The organism is Brevibacillus sp. RS1.1 (assembly GCF_013284365.1).
Taxonomy (GTDB): domain Bacteria; phylum Bacillota; class Bacilli; order Brevibacillales; family Brevibacillaceae; genus Brevibacillus; species Brevibacillus brevis_D.
Genome location: NZ_JABSVA010000003.1, coordinates 16,113 through 34,824, shown reverse-complemented (window position 1 = coordinate 34,824; position 18,712 = coordinate 16,113). Strand labels below are relative to the sequence as shown.

17 protein-coding genes are annotated in these 18,712 nt (G+C 43.1%); 15 read left to right on the top strand and 2 right to left on the bottom strand.

Going from position 1 to position 18,712, the window contains the following annotated elements; all coding sequences use genetic code 11:
* Positions 1-2: 2 nt before the first annotated feature.
* The 15 genes from HP570_RS10735 (at position 3) to HP570_RS10665 (ending at position 16,621) form a co-directional block, all read left to right on the top strand.
* Entirely contained in the window at positions 3-596 is a 594-nt protein-coding gene (locus HP570_RS10735; RefSeq protein WP_173625732.1) for a flavoprotein, read from the top strand.
* 234 nt (positions 597-830) lie between these two features.
* On the top strand, positions 831-1,550 hold the full coding sequence (locus HP570_RS10730; protein ID WP_173625731.1) for a lipoprotein BA_5634 family protein: 720 nt from the start codon (positions 831-833) through the stop codon (positions 1,548-1,550).
* A gap of 25 nt (positions 1,551-1,575) precedes the next feature.
* Positions 1,576-2,262 carry an ABC transporter ATP-binding protein gene (locus tag HP570_RS10725; protein ID WP_173625730.1) on the top strand — a complete coding sequence of 229 codons (687 nt, stop codon included), beginning with the start codon at positions 1,576-1,578 and terminating at the stop codon, positions 2,260-2,262.
* Positions 2,263-2,286: 24 nt separating this feature from the next.
* A complete protein-coding gene (locus tag HP570_RS10720; RefSeq protein ID WP_173625729.1) occupies positions 2,287-4,275 on the top strand; it encodes an ABC transporter permease in 1,989 nt (662 codons plus the stop codon).
* Between the two features lie 76 nt (positions 4,276-4,351).
* Positions 4,352-5,059 (top strand): response regulator transcription factor, encoded by a 708-nt coding sequence (locus tag HP570_RS10715; protein ID WP_173625728.1) that lies wholly within the window; start codon positions 4,352-4,354, stop codon positions 5,057-5,059.
* Between the two features lie 4 nt (positions 5,060-5,063).
* A complete protein-coding gene (locus tag HP570_RS10710; RefSeq protein WP_173626137.1) occupies positions 5,064-6,299 on the top strand; it encodes a HAMP domain-containing sensor histidine kinase in 1,236 nt (411 codons plus the stop codon).
* Between the two features lie 36 nt (positions 6,300-6,335).
* The gene (locus HP570_RS10705; RefSeq protein ID WP_254495223.1) at positions 6,336-6,764 is read left to right on the top strand and encodes a ribosomal maturation YjgA family protein; all 429 of its coding nucleotides are present in this window, start codon (positions 6,336-6,338) and stop codon (positions 6,762-6,764) included.
* Positions 6,765-7,076: 312 nt separating this feature from the next.
* Positions 7,077-7,547 (top strand): hypothetical protein, encoded by a 471-nt coding sequence (locus HP570_RS10700; RefSeq protein WP_173625726.1) that lies wholly within the window; start codon positions 7,077-7,079, stop codon positions 7,545-7,547.
* Between the two features lie 358 nt (positions 7,548-7,905).
* The gene (locus HP570_RS10695) at positions 7,906-8,163 is read left to right on the top strand and encodes an autorepressor SdpR family transcription factor (protein WP_007729097.1); all 258 of its coding nucleotides are present in this window, start codon (positions 7,906-7,908) and stop codon (positions 8,161-8,163) included.
* A 16-nt stretch (positions 8,164-8,179) separates the two neighbouring features.
* Positions 8,180-8,803 (top strand): SdpI family protein, encoded by a 624-nt coding sequence (locus HP570_RS10690; RefSeq protein ID WP_015891180.1) that lies wholly within the window; start codon positions 8,180-8,182, stop codon positions 8,801-8,803.
* Between the two features lies 1 nt (position 8,804).
* The gene (locus HP570_RS10685) at positions 8,805-9,560 is read left to right on the top strand and encodes a CPBP family intramembrane glutamic endopeptidase (protein ID WP_015891181.1); all 756 of its coding nucleotides are present in this window, start codon (positions 8,805-8,807) and stop codon (positions 9,558-9,560) included.
* A gap of 237 nt (positions 9,561-9,797) precedes the next feature.
* On the top strand, positions 9,798-12,917 hold the full coding sequence (locus tag HP570_RS10680) for an efflux RND transporter permease subunit (RefSeq protein ID WP_173603595.1): 3,120 nt from the start codon (positions 9,798-9,800) through the stop codon (positions 12,915-12,917).
* Positions 12,918-12,941: 24 nt separating this feature from the next.
* Complete coding sequence (locus HP570_RS10675; protein WP_173625725.1) at positions 12,942-14,276, top strand: efflux RND transporter periplasmic adaptor subunit; 1,335 nt, start codon at positions 12,942-12,944, stop codon at positions 14,274-14,276.
* 21 nt (positions 14,277-14,297) lie between these two features.
* Positions 14,298-15,080: a linear gramicidin aldoreductase LgrE gene (lgrE, locus tag HP570_RS10670; RefSeq protein ID WP_082909791.1), complete on the top strand. Its 783-nt coding sequence runs from the start codon at positions 14,298-14,300 to the stop codon at positions 15,078-15,080.
* Entirely contained in the window at positions 15,077-16,621 is a 1,545-nt protein-coding gene (locus HP570_RS10665) for an aldo/keto reductase (protein ID WP_173625724.1), read from the top strand. The genes lgrE and HP570_RS10665 overlap by 4 nt, the downstream gene beginning before the upstream one ends.
* Before the next feature lie 83 nt (positions 16,622-16,704).
* On the opposite strand, the gene HP570_RS10660 is transcribed toward HP570_RS10665, so the two are convergent.
* Both HP570_RS10660 and HP570_RS10655 read right to left on the bottom strand, forming a co-directional pair.
* Positions 16,705-17,469 carry an ABC transporter permease gene (locus HP570_RS10660; protein WP_015891186.1) on the bottom strand — a complete coding sequence of 255 codons (765 nt, stop codon included), beginning with the start codon at positions 17,467-17,469 and terminating at the stop codon, positions 16,705-16,707.
* Between the two features lies 1 nt (position 17,470).
* Complete coding sequence (locus tag HP570_RS10655; protein ID WP_173625723.1) at positions 17,471-18,406, bottom strand: ABC transporter ATP-binding protein; 936 nt, start codon at positions 18,404-18,406, stop codon at positions 17,471-17,473.
* Positions 18,407-18,712 lie beyond the last annotated feature (306 nt).

Genomic DNA, 18,712 nt, shown 5'->3' with positions numbered 1-18,712 from the left:
ATATGACACACGATCCATTTCTGAAGGAGAAGAAACTTTTGGTCGGTATATCAGGCTCGATTGCCGTTATAGGTGTGTCTGCTTATCTTAGTATGTTTCGAGCTCTGTTCAAAGAGGTAAAAGTAGTGATGACAGAACAGGCCGGAACGCTGATTCCGCCGTCTACGCTTTTGTTTTACTGCGACGAGATATTTATAGATGAAGAGCCTGGTCTTGAGAAAAAAATGAACCACGTTGAGTTAGCACGTTGGGCAGATTTGTTCGTTGTTTTGCCAGCGACGGCGAATGTAATTGGACAAGCTGCTAACGGAATTGCCCCAAACTTGCTAACCTCGACTATTCTAGCTCATCCAAAACCCGTTATGTTTTTTCCAAATATGAATCGCCTCATGTGGATGAAAAAAGCGGTTCAGCGCAATGTAAATCAGCTTCGAGAGGACGGTCACATTGTTGTGAATCCAGTAGAAGCTATGGCTTATGAAGTAGCATCTGGCACCATGCAGCCTAACTTTGTCTTGCCACAGGGACCAGCGGTGATGCAGGAAATGAGAAATATCTTACTTGAACGAGAAGAAAGCACAACTACATCTGTATAAGAGAAAAGACTGCTTCGGCTGCTTGTGCCAGTGAAGCAGTCCTTTTGTATTTACCCTGCGTGAGAAGACGCATGATATAGTAACTCAGTATGTAGAGGATGCAATTCAGATACTTGGCTCCATTCTTACTAAATTGTAAGAAAGAAGGTCAAAATCGTTAGACAAGAGTCATTCAATTACAGGAAAGTCTGGTCTATAATCCAGACATAAATCGTTTATAAGGGAGCAATTAAGATGAAAAAAGTAATAGGTTTCTTGTTGGCTATTGTCATTTTTGGAGGGATTGGATACGGTGTAAACCGATTTGTAGAAGGTCCATCACAACCGGTCGATGGCGTTCTCGTAATCGGCACAGAAAAAGATGCGAATAAGGTCAAAGAGTTGTATAAAGATAACACCAAACAAGCGATGGACTACAAAATCAAATTGGTTACAACGATAAAAAAGACGAAACATACAGAGCAAGAGCAGAAAGAAACAGGTCAGGAATTTGAAACTAGAGAGATCAAATATTCGGTTGTTACTCGATCCACTGCTGAGCAATTCGTCAAGAAGGGGATTCTCAGAGCCAGACAAGATCCAAACAGCACATCTACTATTTCAGACCCTGTTACCAGCATAAAACAATTATCGAATGGTCAAAATCTGCTTTACTCTTATAGTGATCATGAAATGAAGAATGGCCAAATTGATTTGAACGGCAAGATGGTACCTGTTGAGCATGTGAACCATCAGATGTGGATCGGGTATATACCACAAGCGGATCTTGTTATCGTTGACGACCAGACTTACAACCAATTAACCGAAGTAGAGTCAACGCTCTCCTTGATCCAGTTTGAAAATCGCAGCTTCGATTATAAGAAGAAAGATCAGGTGAACCAAGTCTTACAAGAAATCGGGAACGTATACGCAAACAGTGAAGACAAAGTAAACTTCGTAGACGTACAAGATTGAGTTTGGTTGATGAGAGGGTGACTGTATGGAAGTTGTACGAATGGAAAACGTAGTAAAAAGTTATGGGGAAGGAAATGGCAAGGTAGATGCGTTAAAAGGAATTCACCTTTCGATTCAGCAAGGAGAGTTTGTTTCCATTGTTGGTGTTTCCGGCTCTGGTAAAAGTACACTGTTGCATATTTTAGGCGGGTTGGATCGTCCAACTTCAGGACAAGTATTCATTGGGGATCATAATATTTACGATTATACAGATGATGAGCTTTCCATATTCAGAAGAAGAAAGGTCGGGTTTATTTTTCAATTTTTTAATTTGATCCCGGTATTGAATGTCCAGGAAAATATCGCGTTGCCCATGTTATTGGATGAGGAACCGATAGATATGAAGTATCTGGATGAACTTATTGAAATCCTGGGTCTCCATGAACGGAAAGACCACTTGCCTTCCGAATTATCGGGCGGTCAACAGCAACGGGTCTCCATCGGCAGAGCCTTAATGAATCGGCCGCATTTGATTTTGGCGGATGAGCCCACTGGGAATCTGGATACACGAAATACGAAGGAAGTCATAGATTTATTACGATTGACTGCCAGAAAATACAATCAAACCATTGTCTTGATAACTCACGATCTCGCGATTGCTTCGGCTTCTGACCGGATCATCACGATAGAAGACGGTACGATCATTTCAGACCAACGGCTTGCTGCGAATTAGCCAAAAGATTGGAGGAGAATGATTTTGATCAGCAGCTATAAACAATTAAGCAGCAAGTATTTAAAGGGGAATATGAAACGAACGATTTTGACCTTGATCGGAATCATACTCTCTGTAGCGTTAATTTCGACAGTCGGTCTTTTTATGAAAGGATCACAACTATCCCAAATCGAGAATATCAAGAAGGTGAACGGGTTTTCTTTTCATCTGGGTATTTCCAATTACGATGAAGCACTATTAAACAAAATCAAATATAATCCCCAAATTGCTTCGTATGGTTTGATGTCTCAGGGCGGAATCGTTCCGGTTGGAAATGGAGATGTTTCTGTTCAAAAGAATTTCGCTGATCATAGCGCATTGGCGTTTTTAACCTACAGTCTCGCTGATGGCAGATTACCGGCCAATGAGCATGAAGCAGCTGTCGATTCATGGACGCTTCCTTTTTTGAAAAAGGGTCTTCAGATCGGCGACTCATTTGAATTGGATGGTCAAACCTATCAACTGGTTGGTTTACTGGATAATCGGGCGTTCACTCAGAAAGATAAAGTGGGGCGTTTCCTAACCTATAAACATGATTTTGCAATCGGAGAGGGTAGGATCTTAGCCGAAATAAACGAGAAAGCCGACTTTAGAGAGGTTATAGATGAGATAAAATCACTTACGAATGACGAGAATCTGGTTATCAATGAGGAAATGATTAGGGTTTTGAAACCGGGATCGAATCAATCGATTTTGGCCGTGCTCGTTATCGTCATCAGTATTGTTGTGATCGCGACAGTTGTGGTGATATACAACGCTTTTCAAATCAGCGTCGTAGAGCGAATGAAGCAGTTCGGCTTGCTCCGAAGCATAGGTGCTACGCGAAAGCAAATTAGACAAATCGTGATGAGAGAAGCGGCTGTGCTGGCTGTCATCGCCATACCAGTTGGACTTGTATGTAGCATAGTGGCGGTCGCTGCTCTCCAATTCATTTTCTCGATCATTTTAGAAGATGGTGCAGGTGTTTCGTTCTTTCATATCGATTGGTGGATTTTATTCATTAGTTCGATCATTACGCTGACGGCCGTACTAGCGTCCAGTTATTACCCGGCTTTTTTTGCGGGCAGAATATCTCCACTGTTGGCAATCAGCAGCAGATTATCCATAAAAAAAGAGGCGATTAAAAAACATAAGAATAACGTGTTGAAAAAACCGTTATCTTTTCCCATGAGCCTGGCTTTGAAAAATGTCAAAAGAAATAAAAATCGTTATACCATTACGATTCTATCCATCATTATATCCAGTGTCTTGTTTATTACCTTCTCGTCTATGATGGATATCGCATTTGCATCCAAATATGTGAAAAATTTATCTACGAAAACAGATCTATCCATCTATCTGAAACAAGATCATGATGATACTTCAGCAGAAAGACAGCAAATTTTGGAGCTTTTGAAGTCAGTTGAAAATGTATCCGGAGTGAAGGAACAAGACCTCCATTTTGAAATCGATTTGAAGGATAAGACTCAATCTCTTGCAACTGTTGCTCACATCGAGGACTCTGTTGGAAAAAAACACGCCATTTCCATTGTGAATCACATTGATGAGAATAAAGTGAAGCAGGATTCGGAGCTCGTCATAAAAGTGCTGGTATACAGTTTTATCACAGTCATTTCTTTGATTGGCAGTGTCAATATCCTCAACACGATTACGATCAGCATCATCATCAGACGAAAAGAACTGGCCGCGTTAAAATCTATAGGCATGTCACAAAGGGATTTGAAAAAAATGATCATCTATGAAGCGCTGATATATGGTTTTTTTGGAAGCTTACAAGGGATCTTTTTCGGTTGTATACTTTCTTATATTATCTATTTGGCAGCTTCCGGTGTCTTGAAGGTCGAATGGACGATCCCGTACGAAGCTTGTCTCATTACGTTTGTTTCAGCTTTGCTCATCAGCTTTTTATCTGTTCTATTACCACTGAGAAAAATTCAAAAAGATAATCTTATCGATGTTATCAGGGAACAATGATAAAATGGGCCTGGCTATTTTATAGTCGGGCTTTTCGGTTTGGTCAATAGCTGAACACTGGAATGAAAATGAGGAGATGACAACCTTGCATAAAATATTGCTTGTGGAAGATGATGAGGCGCTTGGTCTAGCCATCGAATTCTCATTGAGAAATGAAGGCTATGAAGTGGTCAGAGCCTCTAGTGTAAAAGAAGCGAAACACCAGTTTGATCAACAACCTTTTGATTTGGCGATCCTGGATGTCGGTCTTCCAGATGGAAACGGCTATGATTTATGTCTGCATTTCAAAAAACAAAACGATTCATCGGTTATTATCTTCTTAACGGCCTTGGATGAAGAAGCAAATGTAGTAATGGGCCTGGATATTGGCGGGGACGATTATATAACGAAACCATTCCGAGTCAAGGAATTCATGTCCAGAGTGAAAGTGCAATTGCGCAAACGTGGGAGAGTAGAAACTTCTTCTATCACCTTAGTATCTGAAAATATAAAAATGGATACGAACCTCGTCAAGGCTTATAAAAATCAGGAAAGCATTCCATTAACCAATCTTGAATATAAGCTTCTGCTGACTTTCATGATGAACGCCCATAAAGCACTAAAAAGAGATGATCTCCTGATGAAAGTATCGGAAGGAGAAGATGCTTTTTTTGATGAAAACACGCTATCTGTATACATTAAGCGTCTAAGAGCTAAAGTGGAAGATGACCCCAAAAATCCGCAATTTATCGTTACCCAAAGAGGATTAGGTTATCGGTGGAATAAGGATGTGAGTAAAGAGTAAGATGATGAAGAATACCGAATTGAAAGGGTATATGACGATACTGGCCGTTCTGTTGTCACTATTTACCATTTGCCAGTTTATTGCCCATCAACTTTTTTATGATGCTTTGAAAAGAGACTCCATTGCAACCTGGGGTGAAATTACGGCTAGATTGGTTGAACAAAATCCCGAGAATGAAGCGGAAATTATGAAAATCTTAACAAGTCACGCATCTAATTCAAGTGTGTACCAGGAAAAAGGAAGAGAGCTCTTTAGACAGTATGGATTATATGAAGATTTGGGATCAGAGCTTTTTCCCCTTTTAAATAAACAGATTTCCAGCCATAATCAATGGGTGTATTGGGGATTGATTTGTTTCGGTTTGATGTTGCTTGGAGCAAGCTATATGCAATACAAGATGGTCTTCCATAAAATTAGACAACTTACTTCTTCAGCAAAAAAAATAATCGATGGGGACTACTCGGTAGTCATCAATGAAAATAAGGAAGGGGATCTCGCGAAACTAGCGGCATCCTTCCGTTCCATGAAAAATATTATTCGAAAAAGCATGCAGGATCTTCTGGAAGAGAAAGAGTTTTTAGCACAAATGCTGCAAGATATCTCCCACCAATTAAAAACGCCTCTTTCAACGATATCCATCTACAATGAAATGTTGTTGAATGCAGAGCTGTCTCGTCAGCAGCAAGTTCAACTCCTGCAAAATAATGAAGTTCAAATCTCCAGAATGAATGTCTTAATACAAAATTTATTAAAAGTAGCGAAAATTGACGCCAACGCTATTTCATTTGATAGAGAGCCAGCCAATTTGGTGGAGACGATCGATGAAGTTTTAGATCGCTTGACAAGCATGATCAGTGATAAGCATATAGCGATTGACTGGGATGCGCCGAAGGAAATCGTCGTCGCCCACGATAAACTATGGATGCAGGAAGCATTGTTGAACCTGCTGAAGAATGCGATCGAGCATTCCAAACCCAGCAGTACAATCATGATTCAAGTAAAAGATACGCCGATCTATACAGAGTTGGTGATACAAGACTTTGGAGAAGGAATCGCACCTGAAGAATTATCGCATATTTTTGATCGATTCTACAAAGCAACAGGTTCTAAAAAGCAGGATTCGACTGGAATTGGATTGGCGCTAGTCAAAGCGATTATCGAAGCACATCATGCCTTGATGAAAGTGGAGAGTGAGAAAGACAGCTTTACAAGATTTACGATTACTTTCATGAAATTTTAATTATGTATGCACAAAGCCGAATGGAAGGACTACCGTATGATACCTATGAGCACTTGTAACAAGCGCTCCGCGTGTCGATGGAGAGACAGGGGCGCCTATATCGTGGCCGTTTTTGTTGTTATGGCTTTGGGCTTAGGGTCCAGAGCGTTCGCCGATGTGTTGCCTGTCTTTGTAGCGGAGCATTTTGGCGATGCATTATGGGCTTGCATGATCTACTTCGGCTTTCGCACTTGTTATGCTCACAAAAAGATTTCTTTCTCGCTGTGGTGCAGCCTCGCGTTTTGCTTTGCGATCGAGGCCAGCCAATTGTATCAGGCCGACTGGATCAATTACCTCCGGGGGACAACTCTTGGGGCGTTGGTATTAGGAAAGGGATTTTTGACGGCGGACCTTGTGCGGTACACTGCGGGAGCTGCCGTCGCTTCTTTGCTCGACCTAGCCTGGCCTTGGCGTAAGAGCTTGTGATTTTTGGCGGATTATTATACTTCAGGGCCATTTTTACATCTGAGCGAAGAGAGCTTTCATTTGCTCTTACAGTCCAATGATGTAGTAGCGGCTAAAGATTATTGGAAAGATTTCCAGGAAAGTACGGAACAGAACGGGAATGTACATTCAAAAATAACAGCGGCCAATCTAAGACTTTATTTTCAGGTCTTAGGTGGCCGCTATTTCATTTAGAGGAGTCAGCACAAACCCAATTTATGGGAAAATAGGCGAACGAGATAGGCGGAAAATCCATAACGTAAAGTGTGTGAAAGCCAATGGAGGAGGGAATTTATGTACGGGTGGTATCCACAAGAGGGTTATTATCCAATTTCAGCGGGAGAAGGTAGACACTACAACAATTACGAATTGCTGAGACATATTGCCAGATTAGAACGACATCTGGCGGAGGTACAAGAGGCCATGTCAGCATGTACAAAAAAGAATGGTGGATTAAAAAAGGATTTAGAAGTGGTCAGACAGCAGAGCTCAGTGCAAACTCAAAATGATCAAACTTATCAACAGCCAGGAGTAGATAAAGTAAATGTCAAATGTATAGGAGCTACAGAGTCATCCGTAACCTTTGAAATATCAGGAAGAAGATTAACATTTGACAGCGATTATTATGGTAATTATGTAGGCGAGTATACTCCTGGAAAAGAGTACGTAGCCATGGGGGATTATGGAGCGGGGCAAGTCTATCTAAGCATTAAGGATGATAATGAAATTTGGCATACATTTAGATATTCACGTATCCAATCGTAATTGATAAGATGTGCTCATAGATTGCTTTTTGATTCTTGTCGAGTGATATAACCAAGGATACTGACTGCGTTTGCCAGAAAATGCTTATGTCACTCGACATTGTACACACTTTGAGATTTGCAAGGTAAGCAAATAGTTAGCCCCAACCAAAGAAGTGGCAGACTGATGACATTTTGAATGCTTAGTTGGGATGAATTGTATGTAATTGTTGGAAAAAAATAGTGTTTATGGTAGTATTGATATACAGATAAACGATCCAGTAGTGCCTTACAAGTTGGCACAAGGCATTTCTCAATTCAATATTTAGATAAATTTCTAAATATCTAAAAATGATGTATGAAAGTAGGATCGATTGATTATGTCAATGAATTATGCATTTAAGGCACTCTCTGATCCCACAAGAAGAAAAATTCTGGACCTGTTGAGGGAGAAAGATATGACGGCTGGAGAAATAGCTGACCATTTTCAAATGACAAAGCCCAGCATCTCCCACCACCTCAGTTTGTTGAAACAGGCACAAATGGTTTACGACGAACGAAAAGGGCAAAACATCTACTACTCACTGAATACGACTGTTTTTCAAGACTTATTAAAATGGTTTATCCAATTTCATTAGAAAGTGAGGGAATCACATGAATAAATCCAATTTGTCTATCTTGTTTTTCTTCATCAGTGTTGTCTTAGGCGTAATTTGTTATCCCTCCATGCCAGATCAGATGGTCATTCATTGGGGACCAAATGGCGAACCGAATGGTTTTGCGCCTAAGCTTGTGGGTGTAACCTTTATTCCGGTTGTGATGCTGTTTCTTTTCGTGGCTGTTCGCAGTCAAAAACAGTATTACAAAAAGTTCCAAAGCAGTCACGATACAATCTTGCATACATTAATGATCGTACTTCTCGTCATCCATAGCGTGATCATCGCATATGGATATGGGTATATGTTAAATATTGGAATATTCGTAACCCTTATTTTAGGAATTCTCTTTGTAACGATAGGGAATTTCATGCCTCGGTTTCGACATAACTATCTGATTGGGATACGCACGCCATGGTCACTCGCTAGTGAAGAGGTCTGGAAAAATACCCACCTATTGAGTTCCCGTGTGTTCTTCATCGGAGGAATCCTCATCATGCTCACTTCATTCTTACCAACAACCATCCATTACATCCTCATGCTGATCATTGTGTTGGTGACCATTCTGATTTCGATTGGAAGCAGTCGGTACTATTACAAAAAAACAGGAAGGGGAAAGTAAAATGAAAAACTTGAAAATAGCATTTCTATTATCGTTGGTGAGCGCTATCGGTTTTATCGCAGCTATTCCTTATTTGCTGGCAATTGGCGGGGATGCATTAGCCATGGTACCTATCCCGCTGCCGGTGGCAATGACAATTTTTGTCTTGCAGGGAACCATCATGGCGTTTCTGTTTTCATGGATTGGATTGACTTTCGCAACTAAGGTTGGGATGGATGCCCCTGTCCTTCGGAAGTGGTTATATAAAACGGGCGGAGAGTCCTTTAACAAAAAGGGAATCATTCAAGCAGTCATCTTTGGATTTGCAGCAACAGGTCTTCTCCTCTTACTGGAATTCGCGGTTTTCCAACCATTACTGCCAATCTTGGCAGAAAAAGCCCAAAACGTAGAAGTATCGGTTTGGGCAGGGATTCTGACATCCATTCAAGGCGGCGTATACGAAGAAGTCATGGTTCGCTTGTTCATGATGACCATGATCGTGTGGATTTGTAGCAAGCTATTCGGACGTAACTCTTCTCCTAAGCCCTGGATGTACTGGACAGGGATCATTGGGGCGGCCCTTATATTTGGGCTTGGTCATCTCCCTGCGGCAAATGTTTATTTTGGTGAGATTACCCCGCTGTTGTTCATTCGCACACTTGCCCTTAACGGGGTGGCAGGAATCTTATTCGGTTACCTCTACTGGAAGCGCGGTCTGGAGTATGCAATGATTGCGCACGCGATAGGGGATATCATCCTTCATGGTTTCATCAAATAAGACCGCTTCCCACACGATTTTGTGAGGGTAGAAAACATACAATTTCTTTACATTTGGAGACGTTATTCAAGAAAGTAGATCAAAAACCCCGTCGGAAGATGGTTTTTGGTCTTCTTTCTGTTTGGTAAAAGAGCGAAACAGAAAACAAATTTTAATTTTTATGGAAATTTATTGAATACGGAAAAAATGAGGGGTAATATAGAGAATGGAATTTATTAGGAATGAGGGGGGCATGCCTTGCGCTTTCTAACGAATTTTTCTCTCAGAAACTCCACAGCTATTATTATTATGAGCCTGCTTATCGTAGTCAGCGGAATCATTGCCGCCATGTCTCTCAAGGTAGAGAACATGCCGGATATCACTTTCCCCGTGCTTCTAGTCAATACTACTTATCCGGATGCATCTCCAGAAGATGTTCTCGATGATGTAACGAAGCCATTGGAACGTGAAGTTGGCCATGTAACAGGCGTTAAGGCAGTGGAGTCATATTCAAGCAACAATAGTTCCACGCTACAGGTCTACTTGGAGACTGGTTCAGATGTACAAGCAGTCAGGGACGAGCTGGAAAGAAAAATCTCCAGTATTGCGCTTCCCAGCAAAGTAAACAGACCGCAAGTAATGATTCAGGGCTTCAGCAATCAACCCGTCTATTATCTGTTTGTGACAGGACAGGATAAGGAGAGTGGACTCGATCATTTTGACAACGACGTAAAAGAAACAGTGCTCAAAGAGTTAGAAGGTATTGAAAGTGTTGATAAAGTATCAACAATAGGCGGGCAATTCAAAGAAATGAAAATCCTGCCAAAGGTAGATGCGCTAAACTACTACGGAATTTCTCCATTGCAGCTGAAACAGCTTTTACTTGACAATCACGTAGCCCTGCCAATCGGTTCGATCACCGAGGATGGGGAGGAGCGCATCATTCGCGTGGTAAGCCGTTACCTCAATGTGGATGATATTCGAAACACGAAGATTTTCCTCCCAAGTGACCCCACAAATGGGCTTACCTACGTCAGGCTTGGCGATATCGCTGAAGTCAATTTTGATGAAGTCGTTAATTCGATCAGCCGCTATAACGGCAAGAATGGAATTAACATCAATATTTACAAAACACGTGACGCCAATGCGGTAGAAACCGGTGATGCGATTAACGCAAAATTATCCCGTTTGAAAGAAGAGTACCCGGACTTAACCTTTACCACGATTTATGACACTTCTGTCGATATCAAGAATTCGATTAACGGCATGCTCAAAGAAGGCTTGCTTGGAGCTATTATGGCTTCTGTAGTCATTTTGTTCTTTTTGCGTCATGTAAAAGCAACCCTCATCGTCCTTGTCTCTATCCCAACCTCCATCCTAGTAAGTCTGATCTTCATGTCCTGGATGGGGATTACTCTCAATATGATCACACTATTTGGGATGGCAGTGGCTGTAGGACGAGTTGTGGATGACAGTATCGTCGTCATCGAGAATATTTTCCGCCATTTGCAATTGAACAAAGAACGCAAGGAAAACTTGATTCAAATTGCCACCCACGAAATGCTACATGCCATTACCTCATCGACTTTTACGACAACCGCCGTATTTTTACCCATTGTGTTTGTTGGAGGGATGATCGGAGAAGTATTCCGCCCATTTGCTCTAACGGTTGTATGCTCGCTGTTTGCCTCACTATTAGTAGCCGTGACGATTGTTCCACTGTTAGCCAAGCTAATGATCTTAAAAGACCACAATATCAAGGAACATGAACAAGGGAAAGGGTCTGACACGTACAGAAAGTTACTTCAATGGTCACTCAACCGCAAGCCCGCTGTCGGATTTCTGTCACTCGTTCTATTTGTCGCAAGTCTAGCGCTTCTCCCATACATGAAATACGGATTGTTTCCTGATCCGGAAGCGAAGTACATATTCGCACAAGTAACGATGCCAAAAGGTACACAACTAGATGGACTCGATCAAACGGTTGCTCAGGTTGAAAGTAAATTGATGGAGCAGCCTGAAGTAGAGTACATAGAAATCAATCTTGGCTCTGAAAATGAAGCGGAAATACGCCAATCGAACCAAGCCCTCTTGCTAATCAAAATAGGGCAAGATGTGAATCTCGACCAAACCATCAAGAAATTTGAGGGAATCGTCAAACCGATGATTCCACTAGGATCTGAGATGGCCTTGACGAAACCTGGTAGCAGCGATACCAACAAGTTCAAGGTGATCCTGTATGGACCAGATCTGGTTCGCTTGAAAGAGGCAAGCGAAATTGTCAAATCAAACTTGAAAGTAAGTCCCCTGTTGACCAACGTGAAGGACAATCTGAACGATTTCAAAAATGAAGTTGTTATCAAAGTCGATAGAGACAAAGCCTCGGAACTGGGAGTTTCCCCTGTACAGGTGGCTCAAGAGGTCAACCTCCTGGTCTCGGATACCCGAATTGGCAAGATCAAAGTCGACGACAAAGACTATAGTCTCTTCTTTGGTCTCGGTGAAAACCATGCGAAATCGCTAGAGGAACTGAACAATATTTACATTCAAACGCCAAGCAAGCAACAAGTTCGTTTGGTGGACTTTGCCGAGATTGATCAAGAAAAAGTTCAATCCCAAATCATGCGCAAGGACGAAAAACAATTCGTACAAATTACAGCAGATATCACGAGTGACAACAAAGGAGGAGCGAGTAATTTCCTGTTTGCGATGTTGCAAGCGGAAAAATTGCCCGCCGGAGTTACACTGTCATCTGAAGGCGTCTCAAGCGACATGGAAAAAAGCTTTAAAGATATGCTTTTAGCCATTGGTGCCGCGATTTTTATCGTCTACATCGTCATGCTCATCACGTTTGGCAATGCTACAGCTCCGCTCGCGATTCTATTGTCCTTGCCACTTGCTGTGATTGGCGGATTATTTGGCCTGTTCGTTTCGGATACCGTTCTCGATATAACGGCACTTATCGGCTTTTTGATGCTGGTCGGAATCGTTGTTACGAATGCAATCGTGTATGTGGACAATATTCAGCAGCGAAGACTGGAAGGGACTTCTATGCGTGAGGCAGTTGTTGAAGCTGGCGTTACCCGCGTACGCCCCATTATTATGACGGCTGTTGCGACAGTCAGCGCACTCTTGCCACTTTACCTCGGCTTTTCTGAAGGAGCCTTGATGACCAAAAGCTTGGCGATTGTGGTCATTGGCGGACTCGTTACTTCGACGATCCTGACCTTATTCGTGGTTCCTATCGGGTATGAATTACTGTATCGGATCAAAAAAGAGTTTTTTGCCCCTGATACCAAAGAAGCGGAGATCGAGCCAAGTGAGGATATGTTTATTTCCGTGCTGAGAAGTTTACGCGATATGAAAAAGTCTGGGTAAGGCAGAGGGAGGAGTTTACGAACAATGAAGAAGACGAAGCTAATCAGCTCAGGCGTGGCATGTCTTTTAGGCTTGACCATCATCTCGGGATGCAGTTCACAATCCGTAGACAATACCAATTCGAAAGAAGGAAGAACATCAAACGAAAGCCAGTCGAGTACTGAGGTTGAAACCATTAAAGTGGAGAATTCCGTTGATGTTCAAGTAGAGGAAGTCATAGAAGGAGAACTCAAAGACTCCGGCAGATTGCTGGCGGAGGTATTCGCTAACACGGATGTGAGTATTTACGGCAAAACTACCGGAACCGTCTCACAAATCCTGGTGAAAAAAGGGGACACCGTAAAAAAAGGACAAGTCATCGGAAAGCTGGATCAAACCGAAGCGCAATTGAAACTGCGCCAAGCGGAGGCGGCATTAGCAGTCGCCAAGGCGAATCTAGAGCATTCCAACAAAATGGGGACGTCTGGCGAATTGGCAAACAGCCAACTGAAGCAGGCGGAGCAAACCTTTGCGAGTGTCAAGCGAACGATGGAACAAGGCTTGACGCTGGCCCAGGCAAATTACAACCGCTCGAAAAAGCTGTTTGAAGAGAAAGCTTTGTCCAAAGGTGAGCTTGAGAATGCAGAAAACGCGTATCTGCAAGCAAAAAACCAGTATCAAAGCCAGCTGGATCAGGCGCAAACTGCTTTAATTAATGCCAGGTCGCAAGTGAATACAGCCGATAAAAATGGACGAGTCACGCAAGCAAGTGTGCAACAGGGACAGGTTGAAGTGGACATTTCCAGGAATGCGTTGGAAAACACGCTGATCAAATCAACAATTGACGGCATTGTCACCGATATCCAAGTCCAAGAAGGCGATACGATCAATCCGCAAAAGCCTGTTGCAACAGTCATTAACCTTGACCCGATGATTGTGAAGGTGAATGTGTCCGAAAAATCGTTGGCTAGCTTCAAAAAAGGAACACAACTAAATTTGCAGGTTCCCTCTCAAAATATCAAGGTCAACGGCAGCATTACCTACGTGGGACTAAAGGCTGCTGACCAATCTAAGCTTTTCCCCGTGGAAATAGAAGTGCCGAATCCAAAAGGTACGCTACTTCCCGGAATGAAGGCAGAAGTCTCTTCCAGCCACGGACAAGCAGGGATTCTCATACCGACAGATGCCATCCTTGAGCGAAATGGGAAATCAGTAGCCTACGTTGTGAATGGCGAGAGAGTAGCCGAGAAGGAAATCTCGATTGCTTCGAAAGGAACGGAGAAGACGCTTATCGGTTCCGGAGTGAAACCAGGAGACAAGGTAGTGATCAAGGGACAATCCCAATTAAAAGATCAGGCAAAAATTCGCATTGTTCCCTAAGGAATAACGAGGAGGATACCTATGCAAAAGATGAACGTTTCCCAGAACCGATGGCTACTCTCTGCAAAAATGACAGCAGAGGCAGAAGTGCTATTATTTTGCTTTCACTATGCTGGTGGTCACGCTGGTATTTATCGGGATTGGCAAAAAAAGCTGCCCGTTCAAATTGGCGTTTGTCCTGTGCAGCTTCCCGGCAGAAGTAATCGCTTCTTAGAGCCTTGCTACACGGATTTGTCTGTAATGATTCGTGATTTGGCAGAAGCGCTTCTTCCGTATCTAAATCGACCGTTTGCGTTTTTTGGACATAGCATGGGAACGCTGGTTAGCTTTGAACTGGCCAGATATTTACGCAAACATTACAACCTCAAGCCGCAACACTTGTTTGCATCCGGATACCATGCCCCGCATCTGCCAGATCCGGGTGAAGCCATTCATCATCTCCCGGATCAAGAGTTTCTGGAGGGAGTTCGAACAATGAATGGCACGCCAAAGGAAATTTTTGAGGACAAGGAGATTCTGAATATGCTTCTCCCTACGCTTCGGGCCGATTTCTCGATATGCGAGACGTATCGCTATCAAGACGGGGAACCGCTGGAGTCCGGAGTGACGGCCATTGGCGGTTGGCAGGACCCGGATTTTTCTGTAACACATCTCGAAGCCTGGAGAGAACATACCAACGCTTCTTTTCAAACGCATATACTGGAAGGCGACCATTTTTTCATCCATTCTCAACAGGACCAAGTCATTTCTATTGTCGGGTCAACTCTTCAAAATTATCTTGCCGGGTATAGGGGGATTGGATGATGACAGGAAAAGCAACACGAGAGGGGACACAGCGCCTAGCACAGGCCAATCCCCATCTTTTCTATAAGCAATTTGGCAGCTTCGATGTGTGGATCAGTCAGGTTGGATTCGGAACGTACCGGATTGATGAACAGGATGAGCAGTACAAGCAGGCACTCCGCAAAGCGCTGCTCGAAGGAATTAACTTGATTGACACAAGTAGTATGTATACAAATGGTAGCGCTGAGAAAGTCATCGGTCATGTGCTGAAGCAGCTGATCAGTGAAGAAAAAATAAAGCGGGAAGAGCTTGTAATCGTGTCTAAGGCCGGTATCGTCCAAGGCGAAGATTCCGAGGAGACGACGAAGAGGACAGCGGAAGGAAAACCGTATCAAGACTTCACGACGGTACACGAAGGAATGTCGATATGTATCCACCCAGAGTACCTTCAAGACCAGCTGACACGTAGCCTGCAGCGCTTGCAGGTGGACACGATTGATTGCTACATGCTGCACAATCCAGAGTGGTATTTGCTATGGGCCAAAATGAAAAAGATCAAACAACAGGAAGCGTATGATGAATTATTAGAGCGAATGGAGAAGGCTTTTCGACATCTGGAGAAAGAAGTCGAATCAGGTCGGATTCAATGCTATGGTGTCAGTGCCAATTCGTTTGGCAGCAATGTCAAGGAATTTGATTTTGTTGCGCTAGATACCCTCTGGGACATTGCAGAAAAGATTACACCAAATCACCATTTTCGCGTCATCCAGTTTCCAATGAACATGTACGAATCTGGTGCCATACTGGAAAAAAGTCATGCGCAAGGCAAGAGTGCCTTGTTATTTGCCAAGGAAAAGGGACTTGGTGTCATGACCAACCGGACGTTAGATGTGACAGCGAAGGATAAAATCTTCCGCCTGACGAACATCCAACTAGATCTGAGCTCGGTCATTGATGAAAAAGAAGCTACTCGTCGAATCAAGGATTGTCTGAATCGTGTAGATGATGTAGAGGATCAGATCGTCTATCGCGTCTTGCCATTACTGAAAATGGAGAAAGAAGATGTGAAAGAGCTGAAGAAAAAAATATCATCTGGTGCTACACTTCGCAAATACTGGAAAAAGCTATACTCGGCTACAAATGTGCAAAATGTGAGAAACTTCTTGTTTGAGCCGGTCATTGAAGATATTCGTAATACGATTAAAAAACATGATGGCTTGGACGACCAGACACAGCAATGGCTGGATACCTACAAGGCAGCTCTCATGGAGACAGCAGAAGCCTTGAAGAGCTACTACGCCCCCAAAGACTACCAGCGTTCACTGGATATCTCGAAAGAGCTGACGAGGGTGAAGCCGCATTTGATGACAACAGATAACCTCAGCCAAGCAGCGATTAGAACGATGCGCGCCACTCCAGAGGTACACAGCGTCCTCGTGGGGATGAGACGTGAGCATTATGTAGAGGATGTACTCATAGAATTGAAGAGACCTCTAGATACGATCATGCAAGAAGAAGACTGGCACACGATGACCCAAACCCTTAAAGCGATTATTAGCTAAAAACAATACCCAAATAGTAAAACCACCTTATGGAATCGTGTAACAACAACGATTTCATAAGGTGGTTATTTTTATACTTTCGGTTATTTCCACTTGCTGATGATATGCTCGCGATCAAACACTTTAATACTTGTCTGGAACAAAATCAGGGCAACCACCGCACAAAGCGTAACCATTCCCAGATAGATTACCGGATTGCTCATCATGGAAAGGAAGATGACCTGACTGACAGCAAGTCCGATGATTGGCAGCACCAGTATGGCACCAAATTGTTGGGCTGCTGCGACGTTGTCAACCTTGGAGGAAACAATGACGCTCATGGATACACTGATGATCGAAATAAATGGAACCAGCAGGAGCATCGCGAGAATAAATACGATGGAAAAATACTCGCTGGCATTGTCAAAGGTTGCAAAGATGAACCCTAGAAAGATTAGCTGGACCACCCAGGTCAAAGCGATGGAAGGCAAGGAGTAAGCTAGGACCTTACCCAGCAAAAACTCCTTGGTGGAAATTGGGGTGACCAGTACGCTTTCCAATGTTCCTGTCATTTTTTCCATGATGATGCTCGTCGTGGCAAATGTTAAGGGGATCATCGCCGGTACGATCAGGAACAAGAGGAAATAGAAGCGGGCAATGGCAATATGACCATCTTCACCTGCCATGTTAAGGAGGGGATTGGTCAATTTCATCAGGTTAAGGATGAACTCCATCTTACCGTTTTGGGCAAATACTGTGGTGATCAGAGCGACAACCAATATAACGAATGGTGCAGCAAGATTCGTAATCAATACGGAGCGTGCAGCGAAAAGCTCCTTCCATTCCCGGATAATAACAAATCCCGGCATCCTAGATCGCCTCCTTTTCTTGGTTCAACAAGCTGAGATAGGAGTCCTCCAGTGACACGGAGATGGGAGCTATGTAATTGACCGTAATATCCGCTGCGACCAGCTTTTTGATCAGCTGTGGGTTCGAGTCCTTCGGATTGGCTACCCTCAGGTGGAACTGGTCTTCGGTGCGCTTATACGTCTCCACTTCCTCGGCGGCTTTAATAATCTGTTCCGACTTATGCGTATCCGCTCCTACGTCAAGAAGCACATTGTAGGTGGTCCACTCTTCGCGGAACTTCTGTGGGGTCGTTAAACGAATTACTTGACCCTTAATAATGGCGAATTCATGACATAACTCATCAATTTCTGCCAGGATATGTGAGCAAAAGATGATCGTCTTTCCAGACGCAGCCCACTCGCGAATCAGGTCTTTCAGCTTCCGAGTGCTGACAGGGTCGAGATTGGCTGTGACCTCGTCTAAGAAAAGCACCTCTGGATCGTGTAAAATCGCGCAAACAATCGAAAGTTTTTGTTTCATTCCTTTTGACAATCTGCCAGCAGGATCGTTTCTTCTGTCCCACAAATCGAACTGGCGCAGCAAATACTCGATGCGTGAAGCCCGCTTCGCTTTGGGCATCTGGTAGCAGGAGGCGAAGAATTCCAGGTTGTCCAACAGAGAAAGCTTGTCATACACCCCGGGAGATTCTGTTACGCAACCAATTTTTTTGCGAATCTCTTCTTTATTTTTGCTGATTTGGTGACCGAGAATGGTGACTTCTCCTGACGTAGGCTCAATAAGGCAGGACAGGATTCGAAGGGAGGTTGTTTTTCCAGCTCCATTAGGTCCAAGTAGACCAAAAATTGTACCTTTGGGAATCGAGAGGGAAATGCCATCGAGAACTTTTTTTTCTCCAAATGATTTTTTGAGATCCTTAATGACGATTGCAGGCTCCATAAAAAAATCCCCTTTCCTAAGATTTCTCTGTGACTCCAATTGCGTGTGCAGTACTCATATCGTAACCTTTTTATCCAATTCGGAATATTAAAAGACTGTAAAAGTGATGCATTAAATACAAAAATCGTCAGAAACAACTGGAGATGGAGACACAGAGGCAATTTCATTTCAGAGTGAAATGTCATGTTGACCGAAGAGTAGCGTTGAAAACGGGAGTTGTCAGAAAATGTCAGTTTTTACCAGTGGTAAACTTACCTCCTTTCATCGCTCAAAACTAGCAGAGTAGCGCCTTTTTGCGTTCTTTCC